Genomic DNA, 22,572 nt, shown 5'->3' with positions numbered 1-22,572 from the left:
ATTCCAACTGGCAGCTACTATCGCTTGGGTGTCGGAGGGCGAACGAGCCAAACCACGACGGCGCCGGGGACGGCGCCGCGGGCGACGCTCTGCCGGTCCCCCCGAGCCAGGCGCCACGGCCGCCGCCGGAACCGCCGCCGCTCCGCTTCCCGGGCCGACGCCCGGACACCGTCCCGACGCCGCGGCGACCCCATCGGGTCGACAGGGCCGGCGCGCGCCCGACCGGCTGCGCACGGTGCACGAGACGTCCGCGGGCGGACTCGTGATCGACGGCATCGACGGCCCGAAGGGCGCCCAGGTGGCTGCGCTGATCGGTCGCGTGGATCGGCGCGGACGCATGCTGTGGTCGCTGCCGAAGGGACACATCGAGCAGGGTGAGACCGCCGAGCAGACCGCCATCCGAGAGGTCGCCGAGGAGACCGGCATCCAGGGCAGCGTGCTCGCGGCGCTGGGCAGCATCGACTACTGGTTCGTGACCGAGGGTCGCCGCGTCCACAAGACCGTGCACCATTACCTCATGCGATTCCTCGATGGCGAGCTCTCCGACGAAGACGTCGAGGTGACCGAGGTGGCCTGGGTGCCGCTGGTCGAGCTGCCCGCCCGGCTGGCCTACGCCGACGAACGCCGGCTCGCCGAGGTGGCCGGAGAGCTCATCGACAAGCTGCACTCCGACGGCCCGGAGGCGCTGCCGCCGCTGCCGCACAGCGCACCGCGGCGCCGACCCCAGACCCATTCGCACACCCGCAACCGCCGACCCGACCAATCCCCGCAACCGCCACCCGGCCGGCGGGCGAACGGCTGCGGCCAAGGCCCATGACGCGCGCCGCGGCGGGTGTCGCCGGGTCGCGCCTGCTGACCGTCCTCGCGCTGCTGATGCTGCTCGTCCTGCCCGGGGTGGCGCCGCGCGCCGCCGCCGGGGAGCCCGGCGAACGACCCTTCCTGCAATTGCACATCGACTCCATCACCCCAGAGACCGTCACGACGACGACCGAGCCCACCGTGACCGTGTCGGGGACGGTGACCAACGTCGGCGACCGGCCCGTGCACGACATCATGGTGCGCCTCGAACACGCCCCCGCCGTCACGTCGTCGACCGGGCTGCGCACCGAATTGACCGGCGGCGTCGACCAATACGAGGCCGTCGCGAACTTCGTCACGGTCGCACCGGAGCTGGCGCAGGGCCAGCACATGCCCTTCACGCTGTCCTATCCGGTGCGCTCGGCGGACTCCTCGCTGCGCATCGACCAGCCGGGGATCTACCCGGCGCTGGTCAACGTCAACGGCACCCGGACTACGGCGCGCCGGCCCGCCTCGACGACGCCCGGTTCCTGCTGCCCGTCCTCGGCGTGCCCGCCGACCCGAGCACGCCCGCCGGCACCGACGACGCGGTGACCGCCGTCGTCCCGCCCGACACGTCGCGACCCGTCCACGTGACGATGCTGTGGCCGCTCGCCGACAAGCCCCGCCTCGCCGCGGGCGTTCCCGGCGGCACGACCCCCGTCCGGCTCGTCGACGACGAGCTCGCCGCGTCGCTGGCCCCTGGCGGGCGTCTCGACACGCTGCTGACCGCCGCCGACTTCGCGACGAGTCCCGCCGTCGACCCGGCCGGGGAGACGCGCGCCGCCCTGTGCCTGGCCGTCGATCCCGACCTGTTGGTCACGGTCAACGCCATGACGGCGGGCTACGTCGTCAACGACGATCCCGCCGGCGGCCTGGCCTCACCGACGCACGCCGGGACGGGGCAGGACGCGGCGGTCAACTGGCTGGGCCGGTTGCGGACGCTCGCCCAGCGGCTGTGCGTGGCCCCGACGGTCTACGCGCAGGCCGATCTGGGAGCCCTCGCCAGGGTCGGGGACCCGGGCTCGACGACCGCGACGACCGAGGGCGCCGACATCGTCGACCAGATCCTCGGCGTGGCGTCGACCCGCGGCGCCACCCTGGTCGGCGACGGCCCCGACCGGGCCCGCGGTCAAGCTGCTGTCCTCGCATGGTCCGACGGTGGCGATCGCCGCCGGTGAGTCCGTCGCCCAGGACTCGACGGCGGACGACCCCGCGGCCATCGACCTCGCCCCGCGTCGCTACGACGCCAACGTGGTCGCCGCGCCCTTCGACCCCGCGGTCGGCGCGGCGCTGGCCGGTGCGGGCACCACGCCGGTGACCCCGTCCTATCTCGATGGCTCCCTCGACGTTCCGCTGTCCCACGACTCCTCCATCGCGCGCCGCGAAGACGCCCTGGCCGCCGTGCTGTGGCGTGCGCTGCGGCCGCAGACCGAGCCCCGCACCGAGCTGCTCATCCCGCCGCTGGCCTGGAACCTGCCCCCCGACGAGGCCCAAGCCGTGCTCTCGACGCTGGCCTCGGCGATCCGGTCCGGGCTGGCCGTACCAAGGCCGCTGTCGGCTGTACTCGCCGAGAGCAGCGCGATCCCGCCGTCGGAGGTGGCTCCGCTACCGGCAGAGACGCTCGGCAACCCGCGGTCCCACATCGACGCGGACGTGACGTCGGACATCTCGAACGTCACCGCTCGGCTGTGGGGACTGACCGGGGCGCTGACCACCGACCCGCGCACCGGCCTGACCGGGCCGCAGTACACCGCGCCGCTGCGGGAGGACATGCTGCGGGCGCTGAGTCAGTCGGTCGCCCCCGATGCCCGCAACGGCCTGGGCGGGCAGCGGGTCGGCGTCGTCGGCACCACGGTCGAGGACCTGCTGCACGCCGTCACGATCGTCAACCCCGGCGGCTCCTACACCCTGGCGACCGAACGCAGTCCGCTGCCGCTGGCCCTGCGCAACGATCTGCCCGTGCCCATCCGGGTGCGCCTCGACGTCGACGCCCCGCCGGGGATGACCGTGACGAACATGGGCGAGATCGAACTGCCTCCCGGCTACCTGCCGCTGCGCGTGCCCATCGAGGTGCACTTCACCCAGCGCGTGGCCGTCGACGTCGCCCTCCAGACCGCCGACGGTCTGCCCTTGGCGAACCGGTGCGGCTGTCGGTGCACTCGAACGCCTACGGCAAGGTGCTGTTCTTCATCACGCTGTCCGCCGGGGCGGTGCTGGTGCTGCTCGCGGGACGCCGGCTGTGGCATCGGTTCCGAGGCCAACCCGACCGCGCCGACCTCGACCGCCCGTCGCGGCGCGACGGTGAGCGCAGGCCGGACCCGTTGGACGTCGCGCTGGCCCACGAGGACGGCCCCCTGTGAATGCCGTCCGGCCGCCCAGGGTGCCGCCGCGCGCACCGCAGCGGATCCCGCAGGGCGCAGCGCCGCGCCGCCGCGCCGGTGCCCCCGAACTGACCGACTCGGCCGTCGTCTCGCGGTCGTGGGCATGGCGCTCGCGACGTTGATTAGCCGCATCACCGGCTTCCTCCGCATCCTCCTGCTGGCCACGATCCTCGGCGGACCGCTGCTGAGCGCCTTCTCGGTGTCCAACCAGCTGCCCAACCTGATCGCCGCGCTGGTGCTCGAGGCGACGTTCACCGCGATCTTCGTACCCGTGCTGGCCCGCGCGGAGCGCGACGACGCCGACGGGGGCACGGCGTTCGTACGCCGCCTGCTGACGCTGACGACCGCACTGCTGGTGGTGGCGACGGTGGTCTCGGTGGCCGCCGCGCCGTTGCTCGTCCGACTGATGCTCGGCGGCGATCCGAAGGTCGACCGATCGCTGACCGTGGCGTTCGCCTACCTGCTGCTGCCGCAGATCATCTTCTACGGCCTGTCGTCGGTGTTCATGGCAATCCTCAACACGCGCAACGTCTTTGGGCCGCCGGCGGGCGCCGGTGCTGAACAACGTGGTGGGCCTGGCGATCCTCGGCGTCTTCGTCGTCGTGCCCGGCGAACTGTCGCTGAACCCCGTCGCGATGGGCACCGCCAAGCTGTTGGTCCTGGGCATCGGCACGACCCTCGGCGTGGTGGCCCAGACCGCGATGGTGTTCGTCGCCGTACGCCGCGAGCGGATCAGCATGCGCCCGCTGTGGGGCCTCGACGACCGGATCAAGAAGTTCGGCGGGATGGCCGCCGCCATGGTGCTCTACGTCTTGATCAGCCAGGCCGGCCTCATCGTGGGCAACCAAATCGCCAGTCACGCAGCGGCTTCGGGCCCGGCCATCTACAACTACGCGTGGCTCGTGCTCCAACTCCCGTTCGGCATGATCGGCGTGACGGTGCTGACGGTGGTGATGCCGCGGCTCTCGCGCAACGCCGCGGCCGACGATCAGCCCGCGGTGCTCGCCGACCTGTCGTTCGCGACCCGCCTGACGCTGCTGACGCTCATCCCGGTCGTGGCGTTCATGACCGTCGCGGGCCCGGCGATCGGCAGTGCGCTGTTCGCGTACGGGAACTTCGGCCAGGTGGACGCCGGCTACCTCGGGATGGCGCTCACGCTGTCGGCGTTCACCCTGCTGCCGTATTCGATGCTGCTGCTGCAGACGCGGGTCTTCTATGCCAGGGAACAGCCGTGGACCCCCATCGTGCTCATCGTCGTGATCACCGCGGTCAAGGTCATCGCCTCGCTCGCCGCGCCGCATCTCACCGACGATCCCGAACTCGTCGCCGGTTATCTCGGGTTCGCCAACGGGCTCGGCTTCCTGGCCGGTGCCGTCGTCGGCCACGTCATGCTGAGGGCCAATCTCAAACCGCCGGGCGGACGAATGATCAGCCTCGACGTGGTGCGGACCATCCTCGTCACCGTGGCGGGTCGTTGCTCGCGGGCCTGGTCGCGCACGTCGTCGACCGACTGCTGGGCCTGGACGCTCACCGAGCACCATGGCGGCGCCGGGTCGATCCTGCGGCTGCTGGTGCTCGGCCTCATCATGGCGCCGATCATCGCGACGGTGCTGCTGACCGCCAAGGTGCCCGACGCGCTCGCCGCCGCCGCGGCGGTCCGGCGCCGGCTCGGACGCGGGCGAGCCGTTCCGAGCGAACCCGTCCCGGGTCGGGTGCCCGACCCACCTCGCCGCGGTATGCCCCTCACGTACTCTGATCAGAGCAATTTCCGTCCGTTACCGTCGCGTCAAATTCCTCCGGCGTGGCAGGGCGGGCCTCCGGCGACCGTCGCCGGTGCCGGGCTTCGGAAAGGACCAGCGGTGACCGACGACCCCGCGGGCGATTCCGCACCCGAGGCGAGCGGCGCGACCACCCGCATCCCGCGACAGAGCGTCGACGACTTCCAACCCGACGTGCCGGCGGAGTCTCATCTGCCGCCGTCGGGACGGCCTCCCGCCGACTACGCCGGCGACCCCACCCGCGAACCGACGGCGTTTGCCGTGCCGGGGGAACCGGCGATCGAGGCCGCCACGGCCGACGACGAGGTCCACCTCATTCCCGGCGCCACCATCGCCGGCGGGCGCTACCGCCTCCTGGTGTTTCACGGCGGGCCTCCGCACCTGCAGTTCTGGCATGCGATGGACACGGTGCTCGACCGTCAGGTCGCTCTGACCTTCATCGATCCCGACGCCGTGCTTCCCGACGAGGAACTGACCGAGATCCTCTCGCGCACAATGCGTTTGAGTTCGGTCAACTCGACCGGCGTGGCTCGCGTGCTCGACGTCGCCCGCACCGGCTCCGGCGGCCTGGTGGTCTCGGAGTGGATTCGCGGCGGGTCGCTGGCCGAGGTGGCCGAGACCGCGCCGTCGGCGATCGGCGGTGCCAGGGCGGTCCAGTCGCTGGCCGCCGCCGCGGAGGCCGCCCACCGCGCGGGGGTCGCGCTGTCGATCGACCACCCGGGCAGGATCCGCGTCAGCATCGAGGGTGACGTCGCGCTCGCCTTCCCGGCGACGCTGCCCACCGCCACGCCCGAGGACGACATTCGCGGCATCGGAGCGGCGCTCTACGCGCTGCTGGTCAACCGCTGGCCCCTGCCGGAGTCCGGCGTGCGCAGCGGCATGGCGGCCGCCGATCGGGATCCCGCGGGCGAGCCGGTGGAGCCGCGCAGCATGGACCGCGCCATCCCGTTCCAGATCTCGGCCGCGGCCGTGCGGGCCGTGCAGGAGAACGGCGGCATCAGGTCGGCGCCCACGTTGCTCAACCTGCTGCAGCAAGCCACCGCCGTCGCCGACCGCACGGAGTTGATCGCGCCGATCGACCAGCCCGAGGCGCCCCCGTGCGCGCTACGCCGCCGACGACGACCCCGAGGCCAAGGCCAAGCGCCGCAAGGGCGTCCTGATCGGCGCCGCGGTGGCGGGTGCCATCCTCGTCGTCGCCCTCGTCGTGCTGGCGACGGTGCTGCGGGGGCGTGTTCAGTGACGTCGGCGGTCCGCTGGACAAGGACCAGCTGGGGCTCAACGCACCGACGAGCAGCAGCACCGGCGCCAGTGCGCCGAGCACGGCGATCGTGAAACCCGTTCGCGCAACGGTCTCGCCCGGCGGTGAGGCCGACAATCCCGCGGACGCGGCCAACGCGATCGACGGCAATCCCGCGACGAGCTGGTCCACCGACATCTACAGCGACGCCGTGCCGTTCCCGAACTTCAAGAACGGGGTCGGGTTGGTCCTGCAGCTGCCGCAGCCGACGGCCATCGGGTCGGTGACGTTGAACCTCAACAGCACCGGCACGTCGATTCAACTTCGCTCGGCACAGTCACCGACGCCGGCGACGCTCGACGAGACCACCGAGCTGACACCCCCGACGCCGATGAAACCGGGCACGAACACCATCACGATCAACAACCCGACGCCGGTCTCCAACCTGCTGGTGTGGATCACCACGCTGGGGTCGGTCAACGGCAAGAGCGTCAGCGCCCTCTCCGAGATCACGCTGAAGGCCGCTTCCTGAGTCAGGCGCCCCACAACAAGTGTCGGGGCAGGGGTGGCGCGTTCATTACTGTTCGGGCATGGGGACTTTCGCGTCGCACGACGGTCGGGACCGCACCGATGCGGAGTTGCTCGCCGCGCACGTCGCCGGGGATCGACATGCCTTCGCGGAGTTGTTCGGCCGCCACCAGCGGCAGCTCTACCGGCTGGCGAAGGTGACCAGCCGCCATCCCGAGGACGCCGCGGATGCCCTGCAGGAGGCGATGCTCGCCGCCCACGCAAGGCGCCGACCTTCCGCCACGACGCGTCGGTGAGCAGCTGGCTGTACCGCATCGTCGTCAACTGTTGTCTGGACCGCTTGCGGCGCAACAAGACTCACGCCGCGCTCCCGCTGGGGGACGACGACTGCCGGATCGGGGACCCGACTGCGCGCGTCGACACCGCGATCGTCGTCGAGCGCGCCCTGCTGCGGCTGCCCGTCGATCAACGCGCGGTCGTGGTGGCGGTCGACATGCAGGGCTACTCGATCGCGGAGACCGCCCGCCTGCTCGGGATTCCCGAGGGCACGGTCAAGAGTCGATGCTCGCGGGCCCGGGCCAAGCTGGCCCAGTCGCTGGCGTCCTTCGACGGCGTCGCGACGGCCCGCTAGCGACTCTGCCGCACCGTGGTGTCGGTGCGCGGCACGGCGACGAGCTGCGGCCCGTTGACCGCCTGCGACAGGCAGCCCGGGATGTTGCGGCACGCGATGATGGTGCCCGCGCCCGGCGAGGCGCCGGGAACGGCGGGGATCGGGTTCGGAATGCCACACGTCTGGTGGTACGGGTCGTACGGCACGATGTTCTGGTCGCACGCCACGGGACTGGAGTCAGGCGTGGTGGCGGCTCCGAACGCGATCAGACCTGAACTCGCCATGGCGGCGAAGGCGCCGGTGACGAGGAGTCGACGGATGTTGCGCATGAGGGCCTTCGTTCGTGTTCGGCGAGATGTCAAGGTGGCCGAGGGCCTTATCAGCTACCCCTCAGCCAACGAACGGGCGAGCCGCGGAATTCCCGATACGGGCAGCGCAATGGTGTACTGACGCGCGACGGCTCGACCCGGCAGGAGACGCGTTCGGTGGACAGCGTGGCAGACGATCACGACGGCGATCGGGTCCCGTGGGAACTGCTGTCCGCGCTGCGGGACGGTCTGCTCGACGAGGGCACCGCGGCCCGCCTGCGCAGCCGTGCCGCTGCCGATCCACACGTCGCCGACCGCCTCGCCGCGCTGGACCGGGTGCCGCAGCAACTGGCCGCCCTGGCCGCGGACGCCGAGACCGCCGACGCCGTCCCGCCGGACGTCACCGCGCGCGTCGAGCGCGCCCTGCGCTCGGTCCGCCACCGGGCCGCCGGCGGTGGCGCCGCTGGGGCCGCCGGTGACGCGTCCGAGGCGCCGTCGCGGAACAGCCGGGCTTACGCTGGTGTTATAGGCGTACCCAGAAAGGCGGAAATGACTTCACCGAACACCGTCCACGACCTGATCATCATCGGTTCCGGCCCAGCTGGTTACACGGCGGCCGTGTACGCCGCGCGTGCCCAGCTGCATCCGCTGGTGTTCGAGGGCGTGCAATTCGGCGCCCTCATGACGACCACCGAGGTGGAGAACTACCCGGGTTTCAAGGACGGCATCACCGGCCCCGAACTGATGGAGCAGATGCGTGAGCAGGCGCTGCGGTTCGGCGCCGACCTGCGCATGGAGGACGTCGACGACGTCTCGCTCGACGGCCCCGTCAAGACGGTGACCGTCGGTGACGAGACGTTCCGGCACGCGCGGTCATCCTGGCCATGGGCGCGGCCGCCCGTCAGCTCGGCGTTCCCGGCGAGATGGAGCGCATCGGCACCGGCGTCAGCACGTGTGCCACGTGTGACGGATTCTTCTTCCGCGATCAGGACATCGCCGTGATCGGCGGTGGCGACTCCGCGATGGAGGAGGCCACCTTCCTGACCCGGTTCGCCCGCAGTGTGACGCTCATCCACCGCCGCGACGAGTTCCGCGCGTCGAAGATCATGCTCGAACGCGCCAAGGCCAACCCGAAGATCACGTTCCTGCTGAACACCGCGGTCACCGAGGTGGAGGGCGAGCCAAGGTCACGGGCGTGCGCCTGCGCGACACCGTCACCGGTGAGGAGTCGAAGCTCGCCGTCACGGGCGTGTTCGTCGCCATCGGTCACGATCCCCGGTCGAGCCTCGTCGCGGGCAAGGTCGACTGGACGACGACGGGTACGTCGCCGTCAAGGGCCGCACCACCAGCACCTCGGTCGACGGCGTCTTCGCCTGCGGCGACCTGGTCGACCACACGTACCGCCAGGCCATCACCGCCGCGGGCAGCGGGTGTTCCGCGGCGATCGACGCCGAGCGCTGGCTCGCCGACACCGAAGACCCCGAGCTGAACCCCACCAACGCCACCGACGCCTAACCCCGAGGAGCCCGACATGAGTGAAACCACCAGCGCGACCGTCGCCGTCACCGACGATTCGTTCTCCAGCGACGTCCTGTCCAGCAGCACTCCCGTGCTGGTGGACTTCTGGGCCACCTGGTGCGGTCCCTGCAAGATGATCGCCCCGGTGCTGGAGGAGATTGCCAACGAGAAGGCTGGCGCACTCACCGTCGCGAAGATGGACGTCGACGCCAACCCCGGCACCGCCCGCGACTTCCAGGTGGTGTCGATACCGACGTTGATCCTGTTCAAGGATGGTCAGCCGGTCAAGCGCATCGTCGGCACGAAGGGCAAGGCCGCTGCTGCGCGAGCTGTCCGACGTCGTTCTGATCGGCCTCCGGCAACGGCAGCCGTGGTTTCCCGACTGGCCTGGAGGTTTCAGAATTACCGGTTCTGTCTGCGACAATTCTGTTCATGTCTAGTCTGCGCCGCGGCGATCGGGGAATCCCCGTGGCCGAGATTCGGGCGGCATTGGCGGCGTTGGGGCTGCTCGACAACTCCGACGCGGACCTCACCACGGGCAAGCACGTGGCCTTCGATGCCTTCGACGACGACCTGGATCACGCGGTCCGCGCCTTCCAGCAGCACCGGGGGTTGCTGGTCGACGGCGTGGTCGGAGAGGCCACGTACCGCGCGCTGAAGGAGGCGTCCTACCGGCTGGGGGCACGGACACTCGCGCACCAGTTCGGCGCGCCGATGTACGGCGACGACGTCGCGACGCTGCAGGCCCGGTTGCAGGACCTCGGGTTCTACACCGGCCTCGTCGACGGCCACTTCGGTTTGCAGACCCACAACGGTCTGATGTCCTATCAGCGCGAGTACGGCTTGTACCCGGACGGCATCTGCGGTCCGGAGACGCTGCGCTCGCTGTACTTCCTCGGCTCCCGCGTGACGGGTGGCTCGCTGCACGCGATCCGCGAGGAGGAGTTGGTCCGCCGCTCCGGGCCGCGGCTGTCGGGCAAGCGCATCATCATCGATCCGGGCCGCGGTGGCGACGACCACGGGCCCATCATGAACGGTCCCGACGGACCCATCAGCGAAGCCGACATCCTGTGGGACCTCGCGAGTCGCCTCGAAGGCCGGATGACGGCGATCGGCATGGAGACCTTCCTGTCCCGGCCTGTCGGTCGCAGTCCCTCCGACGCCGAGCGCGCCGCGACGGCGAACACCGTGGGCGCCGATCTGATGATCAGCCTGCGCTGCGCCGCCTGCCCGGCTCCCCGCCAACGGCGTCGCATCGTTCCACTTCGGCAATTCGCACGGCTCGGTGTCGACCATCGGCCGCAACCTCGCGGACTTCGTGCAGCGAGAGTTGGTGGCGCGCACGGGATTACGCGACTGCCGCACGCACGGCCGCACGTGGGATCTGCTGCGCCTGACGCGCATGCCCACCGTGCAGATCGACGTCGGCTACATCACCAATGCGCACGACCGGGATCTGCTGGTGTCCGGGCAGGTGCGTGACGCGTTGTCCGAGGGCATACTCGCGGCCGTCAAACGGCTCTATCTGCTGGGCAAGAACGATCGTCCGACGGGCACGTTCACCTTCGCCGAACTGCTCGCCCACGAAGCGGTCGGTCGAACAGCAGCGCGCCGCCCAGAGCTGAGTCACGCGCGCAGGCTCGCGCCGGCTCCGACGGGCTGCTTCAGCTCGGCGCTCACCAGGAGTCGCTCCAGCGCTGCTTCGACGTCGGCCTTCCATCCCAGCCCCTGCTCGAGTTCGAGCCGCATCCGCGGGAAGTACCGATGCGGCGCGACGACCTCGAAGCCGACGTCGGCGAGGAACTCCGCGTCGGTCACGCACTGCTCCACCGAACAGTCGCCGAGGACCGCGACCGCGGGCGCAGGTCCGGCGAAACCCGTTGTGGGTCAGACAGTTCCGCTGCGTCGGGCGTCCTGCCGTAGGACTCGAGGGCGCGGACGCCTCGTCGCACCAGGTCCCCGACGACCGCAGCCATCAAAGCCCGGGTGAGCCCGTCGCCGTCCTCCCCCGACTCGACGCCCACCGTCGTCAACAAGACGGCGTCGGCACTCACGGGTCCGGTCGTCGGACATCTCGAACGTCACCGCTCGGCTGTGGGGACTGACCGGGGCGCTGACCACCGACCCGCGCACCGGCCTGACCGGGCCGCAGTACACCGCGCCGCTGCGGGAGGACATGCTGCGGGCGCTGAGTCAGTCGGTCGCCCCCGATGCCCGCAACGGCCTGGGCGGGCAGCGGGTCGGCGTCGTCGGCACCACGGTCGAGGACCTGCTGCACGCCGTCACGATCGTCAACCCCGGCGGCTCCTACCCTGGCGACCGAACGCAGTCCGCTGCCGCTGGCCCTGCGCAACGATCTGCCCGTGCCCATCCGGGTGCGCCTCGACGTCGACGCCCCGCCGGGGATGACCGTGACGAACATGGGCGAGATCGAACTGCCTCCCGGCCGCTGCGCGTGCCCATCGAGGTGCACTTCACCCAGCGCGTGGCCGTCGACGTCGCCCTCCAGACCGCCGACGGTCTGCCCCTTGGCGAACCGGTGCGGCTGTCGGTGCACTCGAACGCCTACGGCAAGGTGCTGTTCTTCATCACGCTGTCCGCCGGGGCGGTGCTGGTGCTGCTCGCGGGACGCCGGCTGTGGCATCGGTTCCGAGGCCAACCCGACCGCGCCGACCTCGACCGCCCGTCGCGGCGCGACGGTGAGCGCAGGCCGGACCCGTTGGACGTCGCGCTGGCCCACGAGGACGGCCCCCTGTGAATGCCGTCCGGCCGCCCAGGGTGCCGCCGCGCGCACCGCAGCGGATCCCGCAGGGCGCAGCGCCGCGCCGCCGCGCCGGTGCCCCCGAACTGACCGACTCGGCCGTCGTCTCGCGGTCGTGGGGCATGGCGCTCGCGACGTTGATTAGCCGCATCACCGGCTTCCTCCGCATCCTCCTGCTGGCCACGATCCTCGGCGGACCGCTGCTGAGCGCCTTCTCGGTGTCCAACCAGCTGCCCAACCTGATCGCCGCGCTGGTGCTCGAGGCGACGTTCACCGCGATCTTCGTACCCGTGCTGGCCCGCGCGGAGCGCGACGACGCCGACGGGGGCACGGCGTTCGTACGCCGCCTGCTGACGCTGACGACCGCACTGCTGGTGGTGGCGACGGTGGTCTCGGTGGCCGCCGCGCCGTTGCTCGTCCGACTGATGCTCGGCGGCGATCCGAAGGTCGACCGATCGCTGACCGTGGCGTTCGCCTACCTGCTGCTGCCGCAGATCATCTTCTACGGCCTGTCGTCGGTGTTCATGGCAATCCTCAACACGCGCAACGTCTTTGGGCCGCCGGCGTGGGCGCCGGTGCTGAACAACGTGGTGGGCCTGGCGATCCTCGGCGTCTTCGTCGTCGTGCCCGGCGAACTGTCGCTGAACCCCGTCGCGATGGGCACCGCCAAGCTGTTGGTCCTGGGCATCGGCACGACCCTCGGCGTGGTGGCCCAGACCGCGATGGTGTTCGTCGCCGTACGCCGCGAGCGGATCAGCATGCGCCCGCTGTGGGGCCTCGACGACCGGATCAAGAAGTTCGGCGGGATGGCCGCCGCCATGGTGCTCTACGTCTTGATCAGCCAGGCCGGCCTCATCGTGGGCAACCAAATCGCCAGTCACGCAGCGGCTTCGGGCCCGGCCATCTACAACTACGCGTGGCTCGTGCTCCAACTCCCGTTCGGCATGATCGGCGTGACGGTGCTGACGGTGGTGATGCCGCGGCTCTCGCGCAACGCCGCGGCCGACGATCAGCCCGCGGTGCTCGCCGACCTGTCGTTCGCGACCCGCCTGACGCTGCTGACGCTCATCCCGGTCGTGGCGTTCATGACCGTCGCGGGCCCGGCGATCGGCAGTGCGCTGTTCGCGTACGGGAACTTCGGCCAGGTGGACGCCGGCTACCTCGGGATGGCGCTCACGCTGTCGGCGTTCACCCTGCTGCCGTATTCGATGCTGCTGCTGCAGACGCGGGTCTTCTATGCCAGGGAACAGCCGTGGACCCCCATCGTGCTCATCGTCGTGATCACCGCGGTCAAGGTCATCGCCTCGCTCGCCGCGCCGCATCTCACCGACGATCCCGAACTCGTCGCCGGTTATCTCGGGTTCGCCAACGGGCTCGGCTTCCTGGCCGGTGCCGTCGTCGGCCACGTCATGCTGAGGGCCAATCTCAAACCGCCGGGCGGACGAATGATCAGCCTCGACGTGGTGCGGACCATCCTCGTCACCGTGGCGGGGTCGTTGCTCGCGGGCCTGGTCGCGCACGTCGTCGACCGACTGCTGGGCCTCGGGACGCTCACCGAGCACCATGGCGGCGCCGGGTCGATCCTGCGGCTGCTGGTGCTCGGCCTCATCATGGCGCCGATCATCGCGACGGTGCTGCTGACCGCCAAGGTGCCCGACGCGCTCGCCGCCGCCGCGGCGGTCCGGCGCCGGCTCGGACGCGGGCGAGCCGTTCCGAGCGAACCCCGTCCCCGGGGTCGGGTGCCCGACCCACCTCGCCGCGGTATGCCCCTCACGTACTCTGATCAGAGCAATTTCCGTCCGTTACCGTCGCGTCAAATTCCTCCGGCGTGGCAGGGCGGGCCTCCGGCGACCGTCGCCGGTGCCGGGCTTCGGAAAGGACCAGCGGTGACCGACGACCCCGCGGGCGATTCCGCACCGAGGCGAGCGGCGCGACCACCCGCATCCCGCGACAGAGCGTCGACGACTTCCAACCCGACGTGCCGGCGGAGTCTCATCTGCCGCCGTCGGGACGGCCTCCGCCGACTACGCCGGCGACCCCACCCGCGAACCGACGGCGTTTGCCGTGCCGGGGGAACCGGCGATCGAGGCCGCCACGGCCGACGACGAGGTCCACCTCATTCCCGGCGCCACCATCGCCGGCGGGCGCTACCGCCTCCTGGTGTTTCACGGCGGGCCTCCGCACCTGCAGTTCTGGCATGCGATGGACACGGTGCTCGACCGTCAGGTCGCTCTGACCTTCATCGATCCCGACGCCGTGCTTCCCGACGAGGAACTGACCGAGATCCTCGCGCACAATGCGTTTGAGTTCGGTCAACTCGACCGGCGTGGCTCGCGTGCTCGACGTCGCCCGCACCGGCTCCGGCGGCCTGGTGGTCTCGGAGTGGATTCGCGGCGGGTCGCTGGCCGAGGTGGCCGAGACCGCGCCGTCGGCGATCGGCGGTGCCAGGGCGGTCCAGTCGCTGGCCGCCGCCGCGGAGGCCGCCCACCGCGCGGGGGTCGCGCTGTCGATCGACCACCCGGGCAGGATCCGCGTCAGCATCGAGGGTGACGTCGCGCTCGCCTTCCCGGCGACGCTGCCCACCGCCACGCCCGAGGACGACATTCGCGGCATCGGAGCGGCGCTCTACGCGCTGCTGGTCAACCGCTGGCCCCTGCCGGAGTCCGGCGTGCGCAGCGGCATGGCGGCCGCCGATCGGGATCCCGCGGGCGAGCCGGTGGAGCCGCGCAGCATGGACCGCGCCATCCCGTTCCAGATCTCGGCCGCGGCCGTGCGGGCCGTGCAGGAGAACGGCGGCATCAGGTCGGCGCCCACGTTGCTCAACCTGCTGCAGCAAGCCACCGCCGTCGCCGACCGCACGGAGTTGATCGCGCCGATCGACCAGCCCGAGGCGCCCCGTGCGCGCTACGCCGCCGACGACGACCCCGAGGCCAAGGCCAAGCGCCGCAAGGGCGTCCTGATCGGCGCCGCGGTGGCGGGTGCCATCCTCGTCGTCGCCCTCGTCGTGCTGGCGACGGTGCTGCGGGGCGTGTTCAGTGACGTCGGCGGTCCGCTGGACAAGGACCAGCTGGGGCTCAACGCACCGACGAGCAGCAGCACCGGCGCCAGTGCGCCGAGCACGGCGATCGTGAAACCCGTTCGCGCAACGGTCTTCGCCCGGCGGTGAGGCCGACAATCCCGCGGACGCGGCCAACGCGATCGACGGCAATCCCGCGACGAGCTGGTCCACCGACATCTACAGCGACGCCGTGCCGTTCCCGAACTTCAAGAACGGGGTCGGGTTGGTCCTGCAGCTGCCGCAGCCGACGGCCATCGGGTCGGTGACGTTGAACCTCAACAGCACCGGCACGTCGATTCAACTTCGCTCGGCACAGTCACCGACGCCGGCGACGCTCGACGAGACCACCGAGCTGACACCCCCGACGCCGATGAAACCGGGCACGAACACCATCACGATCAACAACCCGACGCCGGTCTCCAACCTGCTGGTGTGGATCACCACGCTGGGGTCGGTCAACGGCAAGAGCGTCAGCGCCCTCTCCGAGATCACGCTGAAGGCCGCTTCCTGAGTCAGGCGCCCCACAACAAGTGTCGGGGCAGGGGTGGCGCGTTCATTACTGTTCGGGCATGGGGACTTTCGCGTCGCACGACGGTCGGGACCGCACCGATGCGGAGTTGCTCGCCGCGCACGTCGCCGGGGATCGACATGCCTTCGCGGAGTTGTTCGGCCGCCACCAGCGGCAGCTCTACCGGCTGGCGAAGGTGACCAGCCGCCATCCCGAGGACGCCGCGGATGCCCTGCAGGAGGCGATGCTCGCCGCCCACCGCAAGGCGCCGACCTTCCGCCACGACGCGTCGGTGAGCAGCTGGCTGTACCGCATCGTCGTCAACTGTTGTCTGGACCGCTTGCGGCGCAACAAGACTCACGCCGCGCTCCCGCTGGGGGACGACGACTGCCGGATCGGGGACCCGACTGCGCGCGTCGACACCGCGATCGTCGTCGAGCGCGCCCTGCTGCGGCTGCCCGTCGATCAACGCGCGGTCGTGGTGGCGGTCGACATGCAGGGCTACTCGATCGCGGAGACCGCCCGCCTGCTCGGGATTCCCGAGGGCACGGTCAAGAGTCGATGCTCGCGGGCCCGGGCCAGCTGGCCCAGTCGCTGGCGTCCTTCGACGGCGTCGCGACGGCCCGCTAGCGACTCTGCCGCACCGTGGTGTCGGTGCGCGGCACGGCGACGAGCTGCGGCCCGTTGACCGCCTGCGACAGGCAGCCGGGATGTTGCGGCACGCGATGATGGTGCCCGCGCCCGGCGAGGCGCCGGGAACGGCGGGGATCGGGTTCGGAATGCCACACGTCTGGTGGTACGGGTCGTACGGCACGATGTTCTGGTCGCACGCCACGGGACTGGAGTCAGGCGTGGTGGCGGCTCCGAACGCGATCAGACCTGAACTCGCCATGGCGGCGAAGGCGCCGGTGACGAGGAGTCGACGGATGTTGCGCATGAGGGCCTTCGTTCGTGTTCGGCGAGATGTCAAGGTGGCCGAGGGCCTTATCAGCTACCCCTCAGCCAACGAACGGGCGAGCCGCGGAATTCCCGATACGGGCAGCGCAATGGTGTACTGACGCGCGACGGCTCGACCCGGCAGGAGACGCGTTCGGTGGACAGCGTGGCAGACGATCACGACGGCGATCGGGTCCCGTGGGAACTGCTGTCCGCGCTGCGGGACGGTCTGCTCGACGAGGGCACCGCGGCCCGCCTGCGCAGCCGTGCCGCTGCCGATCCACACGTCGCCGACCGCCTCGCCGCGCTGGACCGGGTGCCGCAGCAACTGGCCGCCCTGGCCGCGGACGCCGAGACCGCCGACGCCGTCCCGCCGGACGTCACCGCGCGCGTCGAGCGCGCCCTGCGCTCGTGTCCGCCACCGGGCCGCCGGCGGTGGCGCCGCTGGGGCCGCCGGTGACGCGTCCGAGGCGCCGTCGCGGAACAGCCGGGCTTACGCTGGTGTTATAGGCGTACCCAGAAAGGCGGAAATGACTTCACCGAACACCGTCCACGACCTGATCATCATCGGTTCCGGCCCAGCTGGTTACACGGCGGCCGTGTACGCCGCGCGTGCCCAGCTGCATCCGCTGGTGTTCGAGGGCGTGCAATTCGGCGGCGCCCTCATGACGACCACCGAGGTGGAGAACTACCCGGGTTTCAAGGACGGCATCACCGGCCCCGAACTGATGGAGCAGATGCGTGAGCAGGCGCTGCGGTTCGGCGCCGACCTGCGCATGGAGGACGTCGACGACGTCTCGCTCGACGGCCCCGTCAAGACGGTGACCGTCGGTGACGAGACGTTCCGGGCACGCGCGGTCATCCTGGCCATGGGCGCGGCCGCCCGTCAGCTCGGCGTTCCCGGCGAGATGGAGCGCATCGGCACCGGCGTCAGCACGTGTGCCACGTGTGACGGATTCTTCTTCCGCGATCAGGACATCGCCGTGATCGGCGGTGGCGACTCCGCGATGGAGGAGGCCACCTTCCTGACCCGGTTCGCCCGCAGTGTGACGCTCATCCACCGCCGCGACGAGTTCCGCGCGTCGAAGATCATGCTCGAACGCGCCAAGGCCAACCCGAAGATCACGTTCCTGCTGAACACCGCGGTCACCGAGGTGGAGGGCGAGCCAAGGTCACGGGCGTGCGCCTGCGCGACACCGTCACCGGTGAGGAGTCGAAGCTCGCCGTCACGGGCGTGTTCGTCGCCATCGGTCACGATCCCCGGTCGAGCCTCGTCGCGGGCAAGGTCGACTTGGACGACGACGGGTACGTCGCCGTCAAGGGCCGCACCACCAGCACCTCGGTCGACGGCGTCTTCGCCTGCGGCGACCTGGTCGACCACACGTACCGCCAGGCCATCACCGCCGCGGGCAGCGGGTGTTCCGCGGCGATCGACGCCGAGCGCTGGCTCGCCGACACCGAAGACCCCGAGCTGAACCCCACCAACGCCACCGACGCCTAACCCCGAGGAGCCCGACATGAGTGAAACCACCAGCGCGACCGTCGCCGTCACCGACGATTCGTTCTCCAGCGACGTCCTGTCCAGCAGCACTCCCGTGCTGGTGGACTTCTGGGCCACCTGGTGCGGTCCCTGCAAGATGATCGCCCCGGTGCTGGAGGAGATTGCCAACGAGAAGGCTGGCGCACTCACCGTCGCGAAGATGGACGTCGACGCCAACCCCGGCACCGCCCGCGACTTCCAGGTGGTGTCGATACCGACGTTGATCCTGTTCAAGGATGGTCAGCCGGTCAAGCGCATCGTCGGCACGAAGGGCAAGGCCGCTGCTGCGCGAGCTGTCCGACGTCGTCTGATCGGCCTCCGGCAACGGCAGCCGTGGTTTCCCGACTGGCCTGGAGGTTTCAGAATTACCGGTTCTGTCTGCGACAATTCTGTTCATGTCTAGTCTGCGCCGCGGCGATCGGGGAATCCCCGTGGCCGAGATTCGGGCGGCATTGGCGGCGTTGGGGCTGCTCGACAACTCCGACGCGGACCTCACCACGGGCAAGCACGTGGCCTTCGATGCCTTCGACGACGACCTGGATCACGCGGTCCGCGCCTTCCAGCAGCACCGGGGGTTGCTGGTCGACGGCGTGGTCGGAGAGGCCACGTACCGCGCGCTGAAGGAGGCGTCCTACCGGCTGGGGGCACGGACACTCGCGCACCAGTTCGGCGCGCCGATGTACGGCGACGACGTCGCGACGCTGCAGGCCCGGTTGCAGGACCTCGGGTTCTACACCGGCCTCGTCGACGGCCACTTCGGTTTGCAGACCCACAACGGTCTGATGTCCTATCAGCGCGAGTACGGCTTGTACCCGGACGGCATCTGCGGTCCGGAGACGCTGCGCTCGCTGTACTTCCTCGGCTCCCGCGTGACGGGTGGCTCGCTGCACGCGATCCGCGAGGAGTTGGTCCGCCGCTCCGGGCCGCGGCTGTCGGGCAAGCGCATCATCATCGATCCGGGCCGCGGTGGCGACGACCACGGGCCCATCATGAACGGTCCCGACGGACCCATCAGCGAAGCCGACATCCTGTGGGACCTCGCGAGTCGCCTCGAAGGCCGGATGACGGCGATCGGCATGGAGACCTTCCTGTCCCGGCCTGTCGGTCGCAGTCCCTCCGACGCCGAGCGCGCCGCGACGGCGAACACCGTGGGCGCCGATCTGATGATCAGCCTGCGCTGCGCCGCCCTGCCCGGCTCCCCCGCCAACGGCGTCGCATCGTTCCACTTCGGCAATTCGCACGGCTCGGTGTCGACCATCGGCCGCAACCTCGCGGACTTCGTGCAGCGAGAGTTGGTGGCGCGCACGGGATTACGCGACTGCCGCACGCACGGCCGCACGTGGGATCTGCTGCGCCTGACGCGCATGCCCACCGTGCAGATCGACGTCGGCTACATCACCAATGCGCACGACCGGGATCTGCTGGTGTCCGGGCAGGTGCGTGACGCGTTGTCCGAGGGCATACTCGCGGCCGTCAAACGGCTCTATCTGCTGGGCAAGAACGATCGTCCGACGGGCACGTTCACCTTCGCCGAACTGCTCGCCCACGAGCGGTCGGTCGAACAGCAGCGCGCCGCCCAGAGCTGAGTCACGCGCGCAGGCTCGCGCCGGCTCCGACGGGCTGCTTCAGCTCGGCGCTCACCAGGAGTCGCTCCAGCGCTGCTTCGACGTCGGCCTTCCATCCCAGCCCCTGCTCGAGTTCGAGCCGCATCCGCGGGAAGTACCGATGCGGCGCGACGACCTCGAAGCCGACGTCGGCGAGGAACTCCGCGTCGGTCACGCACTGCTCCACCGAACAGTCGCCGAGGACCGCGACCGCGGGGCGCAGGTCCGGCGAAACCCGTTGTGGGTCAGACAGTTCCGCTGCGTCGGGCGTCCTGCCGTAGGACTCGAGGGCGCGGACGCCTCGTCGCACCAGGTCCCCGACGACCGCAGCCATCAAAGCCCGGGTGAGCCCGTCGCCGTCCTCCCCCGACTCGACGCCCACCGTCGTCAACAAGACGGCGTCGGCACTCACGGGTCCGGTCGGGAAGAGGCCCGCTCGTGGCACCGCGCGCGGCGGCGCATAGAACGCGTAGCCCAGACACGGGTCGTCGCCACTGGACGCCGATGCGGTGAAGTCGGCCTCCTCGGGTTCGCATGGGACGGCGAGCTGTCCGCAGGAACCCCACTCGAGCATCACCATCGAGAGCCAGGCTTCCTTTTCGAACTCCGGGTCGGCGAGGTGATCTCCGCGCTGCAGGGTGGCCGGGTCGACCTCCCAGAAGACACAGCGCCGAGCGTGCTTGGGCAACTGCTCGAAGGCTTCGAGTCGCAGCGGAGTGATGCGGGCGGACACTAGACCGCCCAGTCCGCTCGTGCCGGCCGCCGACGCAGGGTCACGGCACGGCGTGCTGGCTCCGAGTCCGGAGACATGCGAATCACGTTGCTGCGCAAGGGTTTAGCTCCTTCGAGGGCCGACGACGGCGGGCTGGTGTCACAGTGACGTAATTACGCCGTGTGACCGGTCATGCCTCCGACGCGTTCATTAGGTCGACTATGCGCTGAAGGTCGTCGACCGAGCCGAACTCCACGACGATCTTGCCCTTGCGTTTGCCTAGACTCACGGTGACCCTGGTATCGAACGCCGACGACAGCTTCTCAGCAACGTCCTGCAGCCCCGGCATCTGGATCGGCTTGCGCCGCGGCGCCGGTGGGGCGTCAGGGACGCCATCCCGGTTCGCCAGCGTCACCGCCTCCTCCGTCGCCCGAACCGAAAGGCCCTCGGCGACGATGCGGGCGGCCAACTCCTCCTGCTTCTCCGCACCACCCTCGAGGGCGAGCAACGCCCGGGCGTGGCCGGCGGACAAGACGCCCGCCGCCACCCGGCGCTGCACCGCGATCGGCAGCCGCAGCAGCCGAATCATGTTGCTGATCACCGGGCGCGACCGACCGATTCGCACCGCGAGCTCGTCGTGGGTGACGCCGAATTCGTCGAGCAGCTGTTGATACGCCGCCGCCTCTTCCAACGGGTTCAACTGTGCGCGATGGATGTTCTCCAGCAGCGCGTCCCGCAGCATGCTGTCGTCGGCGGTCTCGCGCACGATGGCCGGGATGGCGGCGAGACCGGCCTCCTGGGCCGCGCGCCAGCGCCGCTCCCCCATCACCAGTTGGTACCGAGGACCGCCGTCGGCCGGCTTCAGCGCCCGCACGACGATCGGCTGCATCAGTCCGAACTCACGGATCGAGTGCACCAGTTCGGCGAGGGCGTCACCGTCGAACACCTGGCGCGGCTGCTTCGGGTTGGGTTCGATCAGCGACGGATCGATCTCGCGGTACACCGCACCCACGTCATCGACGGGCTCGACCGTGGCGGTCGGCGCGCTGCCGTACATCACGTCGGCCGCGGCCGCGCCCATCGCCGGGCTCAGCTCGCTGTCGCTGGGGCCGGTCGGGATCAGGGACGCCAATCCACGTCCGAGGCCGGTTCGCTTGGGAGGCGGCGTCATCGTGGTTCCTTCCCCGTGGTGTGGGCACGTTCGGCGATCTCACGGCTGGCGTCGAGATAGCTCATCGCACCGCGCGATCCCGGATCGTATTCGAGGATCGTCATGCCATAGCCCGGCGCCTCGGAGACCTTGACGCTGCGCGGGATGACGGTCCGGAGCACCTTGGCCCCGAAGTGCGACCGGACGTCGTCGGCCACCTGGTCGGCCAGCTTGGTCCGTCCGTCGTACATCGTGAGCACGACGGTCGTGACGTCCAGCAGAGGATTGAGGTGCGACTTGACCATCTCGATGTTGCGGAGCAACTGACCGACGCCCTCGAGTGCGTAGTACTCGCACTGGATCGGGATCAGCACCTCGGGCGTGGCGACGAGCGCGTTGATCGTCAGCAGGCCAAGGGAGGGCGGGCAGTCGATGAAGACATAGTCGAAGTCGTACTCCTCGAGCGTCGCGAGCGCATTGCGCAGTCGGCCCTCCCGGGCCACCATGCTGACGAGTTCGATCTCGGCGCCCGCCAGATCGATCGTCGCGGGCACGCAGTAGAGGCGTTCGCTGTACGCGCTCTGCTGCAGCGCGTCCTTCACGGGGATCTCACCGATCAGCACCTCGTACGACGACGGTGTGCCGGGGCGATGCTCGATGCCCAGCGCGGTGCTCGCATTGCCCTGCGGGTCGAGATCGATCACCAGAGTCTTCAGCCCCTGCAGCGCGAGCGCCGCGGCGACGTTGACAGCGGTCGTGGTCTTGCCGACGCCGCCCTTCTGGTTCGCGATCGTGAACACCCGTTGGCGTGGGGGCCGCGGCAGCTGCCGACCCTTGGCGCCGTGGAGGACACGGACGGCGCGCTCGGCCTCGGCCCCAATGGGCGTATCGCCGACCGTCTGGTCCTTCCATTCCACGTCGACAGGAGGGCGCCATGTTTCACGTGAAACATCGGGCGGGCTAGCCGGCGACGAAGTGCCGCCGTCGCCACTCGGCGGTCGTGTCACTGGTCCTCCTCGTCGACCCTGGGGCCGTGGTGGTCGTCGCTCCTGGCTCTGCGACCGAGGCGCCGGGGGTATGCGTGACCCCCGACGACCGGCTCC

At 70.4% G+C, this 22,572-nt stretch carries 8 protein-coding genes and 11 pseudogenes; 14 read left to right on the top strand and 5 right to left on the bottom strand.

Annotated elements, in window-relative coordinates:
• The first annotated feature begins 28 nt into the window (after nucleotides 1-28).
• From G6N60_RS27080 to sigM (G6N60_RS27065), 4 genes and pseudogenes are all read left to right on the top strand, one after another.
• A complete protein-coding gene (locus G6N60_RS27080) occupies nucleotides 29-817 on the top strand; it encodes an NUDIX hydrolase (RefSeq protein ID WP_179969750.1) in 789 nt (262 codons plus the stop codon).
• A pseudogene (locus G6N60_RS27075) lies at nucleotides 814-3,200 on the top strand (DUF6049 family protein). The gene G6N60_RS27080 and the pseudogene G6N60_RS27075 overlap by 4 nt, the downstream one beginning before the upstream one ends.
• Nucleotides 3,197-6,768: pseudogene (gene murJ / locus G6N60_RS27070) on the top strand (murein biosynthesis integral membrane protein MurJ). Before G6N60_RS27075 ends, murJ (G6N60_RS27070) begins: the two co-directional pseudogenes overlap by 4 nt.
• Nucleotides 6,769-6,826: 58 nt before the next feature.
• Nucleotides 6,827-7,395 (top strand): annotated as a pseudogene (sigM, locus tag G6N60_RS27065) (RNA polymerase sigma factor SigM).
• On the opposite strand, the gene G6N60_RS28750 reads toward sigM (G6N60_RS27065), so the two are convergent.
• Entirely contained in the window at nucleotides 7,392-7,703 is a 312-nt protein-coding gene (locus G6N60_RS28750; RefSeq protein WP_246240129.1) for a hypothetical protein, read from the bottom strand. The pseudogene sigM (G6N60_RS27065) and the gene G6N60_RS28750 sit on opposite strands and share 4 nt — an antisense overlap.
• A gap of 528 nt (nucleotides 7,704-8,231) precedes the next feature.
• Here G6N60_RS28750 and trxB (G6N60_RS27055) point away from each other — a divergent pair.
• The 3 pseudogenes from trxB (G6N60_RS27055) to G6N60_RS27045 all read left to right on the top strand — a co-directional run.
• A pseudogene (gene trxB / locus G6N60_RS27055) lies at nucleotides 8,232-9,197 on the top strand (thioredoxin-disulfide reductase).
• Between the two features lie 16 nt (nucleotides 9,198-9,213).
• Nucleotides 9,214-9,544 (top strand): annotated as a pseudogene (gene trxA, locus G6N60_RS27050) (thioredoxin); the annotation flags it as partial.
• A gap of 88 nt (nucleotides 9,545-9,632) precedes the next feature.
• Nucleotides 9,633-10,812 (top strand): annotated as a pseudogene (locus tag G6N60_RS27045) (N-acetylmuramoyl-L-alanine amidase); the annotation flags it as partial.
• 14 nt (nucleotides 10,813-10,826) lie between these two features.
• Here G6N60_RS27045 and G6N60_RS27040 read toward each other — a convergent pair.
• Nucleotides 10,827-11,263 (bottom strand): annotated as a pseudogene (locus tag G6N60_RS27040) (acetyltransferase); the annotation flags it as partial.
• Nucleotides 11,264-11,280: 17 nt separating this feature from the next.
• Here G6N60_RS27040 and G6N60_RS27035 point away from each other — a divergent pair.
• From G6N60_RS27035 to G6N60_RS27000, 7 genes and pseudogenes are all read left to right on the top strand, one after another.
• A pseudogene (locus tag G6N60_RS27035) lies at nucleotides 11,281-11,958 on the top strand (DUF6049 family protein); the annotation flags it as partial.
• Between the two features lie 44 nt (nucleotides 11,959-12,002).
• A pseudogene (gene murJ / locus G6N60_RS27030) lies at nucleotides 12,003-15,530 on the top strand (murein biosynthesis integral membrane protein MurJ).
• Between the two features lie 58 nt (nucleotides 15,531-15,588).
• Nucleotides 15,589-16,215 carry an RNA polymerase sigma factor SigM gene (sigM, locus tag G6N60_RS27025; protein ID WP_163743193.1) on the top strand — a complete coding sequence of 209 codons (627 nt, stop codon included), beginning with the start codon at nucleotides 15,589-15,591 and terminating at the stop codon, nucleotides 16,213-16,215.
• Nucleotides 16,216-16,629: 414 nt separating this feature from the next.
• On the top strand, nucleotides 16,630-16,923 hold the full coding sequence (locus G6N60_RS27015) for an RsmA family anti-sigma factor (protein ID WP_163743189.1): 294 nt from the start codon (nucleotides 16,630-16,632) through the stop codon (nucleotides 16,921-16,923).
• A 70-nt stretch (nucleotides 16,924-16,993) separates the two neighbouring features.
• A pseudogene (gene trxB, locus G6N60_RS27010) lies at nucleotides 16,994-17,964 on the top strand (thioredoxin-disulfide reductase).
• Nucleotides 17,965-18,001: 37 nt separating this feature from the next.
• Nucleotides 18,002-18,314, top strand: a pseudogene (gene trxA, locus G6N60_RS28980) (thioredoxin); the annotation flags it as partial.
• A gap of 84 nt (nucleotides 18,315-18,398) precedes the next feature.
• Nucleotides 18,399-19,589, top strand: coding sequence for an N-acetylmuramoyl-L-alanine amidase (locus tag G6N60_RS27000; protein WP_163743187.1), 1,191 nt, complete (start codon nucleotides 18,399-18,401; stop codon nucleotides 19,587-19,589).
• Between the two features lies 1 nt (nucleotide 19,590).
• On the opposite strand, the gene G6N60_RS26995 is transcribed toward G6N60_RS27000, so the two are convergent.
• The 3 genes from G6N60_RS26995 to G6N60_RS28745 all read right to left on the bottom strand — a co-directional run bounded on the left by G6N60_RS26995 (nucleotide 19,591) and on the right by G6N60_RS28745 (nucleotide 22,476).
• Complete coding sequence (locus tag G6N60_RS26995) at nucleotides 19,591-20,340, bottom strand: acetyltransferase (protein ID WP_163743185.1); 750 nt, start codon at nucleotides 20,338-20,340, stop codon at nucleotides 19,591-19,593.
• Nucleotides 20,341-20,509: 169 nt separating this feature from the next.
• Complete coding sequence (locus tag G6N60_RS26990; protein ID WP_163743183.1) at nucleotides 20,510-21,490, bottom strand: ParB/RepB/Spo0J family partition protein; 981 nt, start codon at nucleotides 21,488-21,490, stop codon at nucleotides 20,510-20,512.
• Nucleotides 21,487-22,476 (bottom strand): ParA family protein, encoded by a 990-nt coding sequence (locus G6N60_RS28745; protein WP_163730799.1) that lies wholly within the window; start codon nucleotides 22,474-22,476, stop codon nucleotides 21,487-21,489. The genes G6N60_RS26990 and G6N60_RS28745 overlap by 4 nt, the downstream gene beginning before the upstream one ends.
• Nucleotides 22,477-22,572 lie beyond the last annotated feature (96 nt).

The sequence above is a fragment of the Mycolicibacterium madagascariense genome, assembly GCF_010729665.1.
Lineage (GTDB): Bacteria > Actinomycetota > Actinomycetes > Mycobacteriales > Mycobacteriaceae > Mycobacterium > Mycobacterium madagascariense.
The sequence above is the reverse complement of the archived record's forward strand: the minus strand, read 5'-3'. Positions and strand labels throughout refer to the sequence as shown.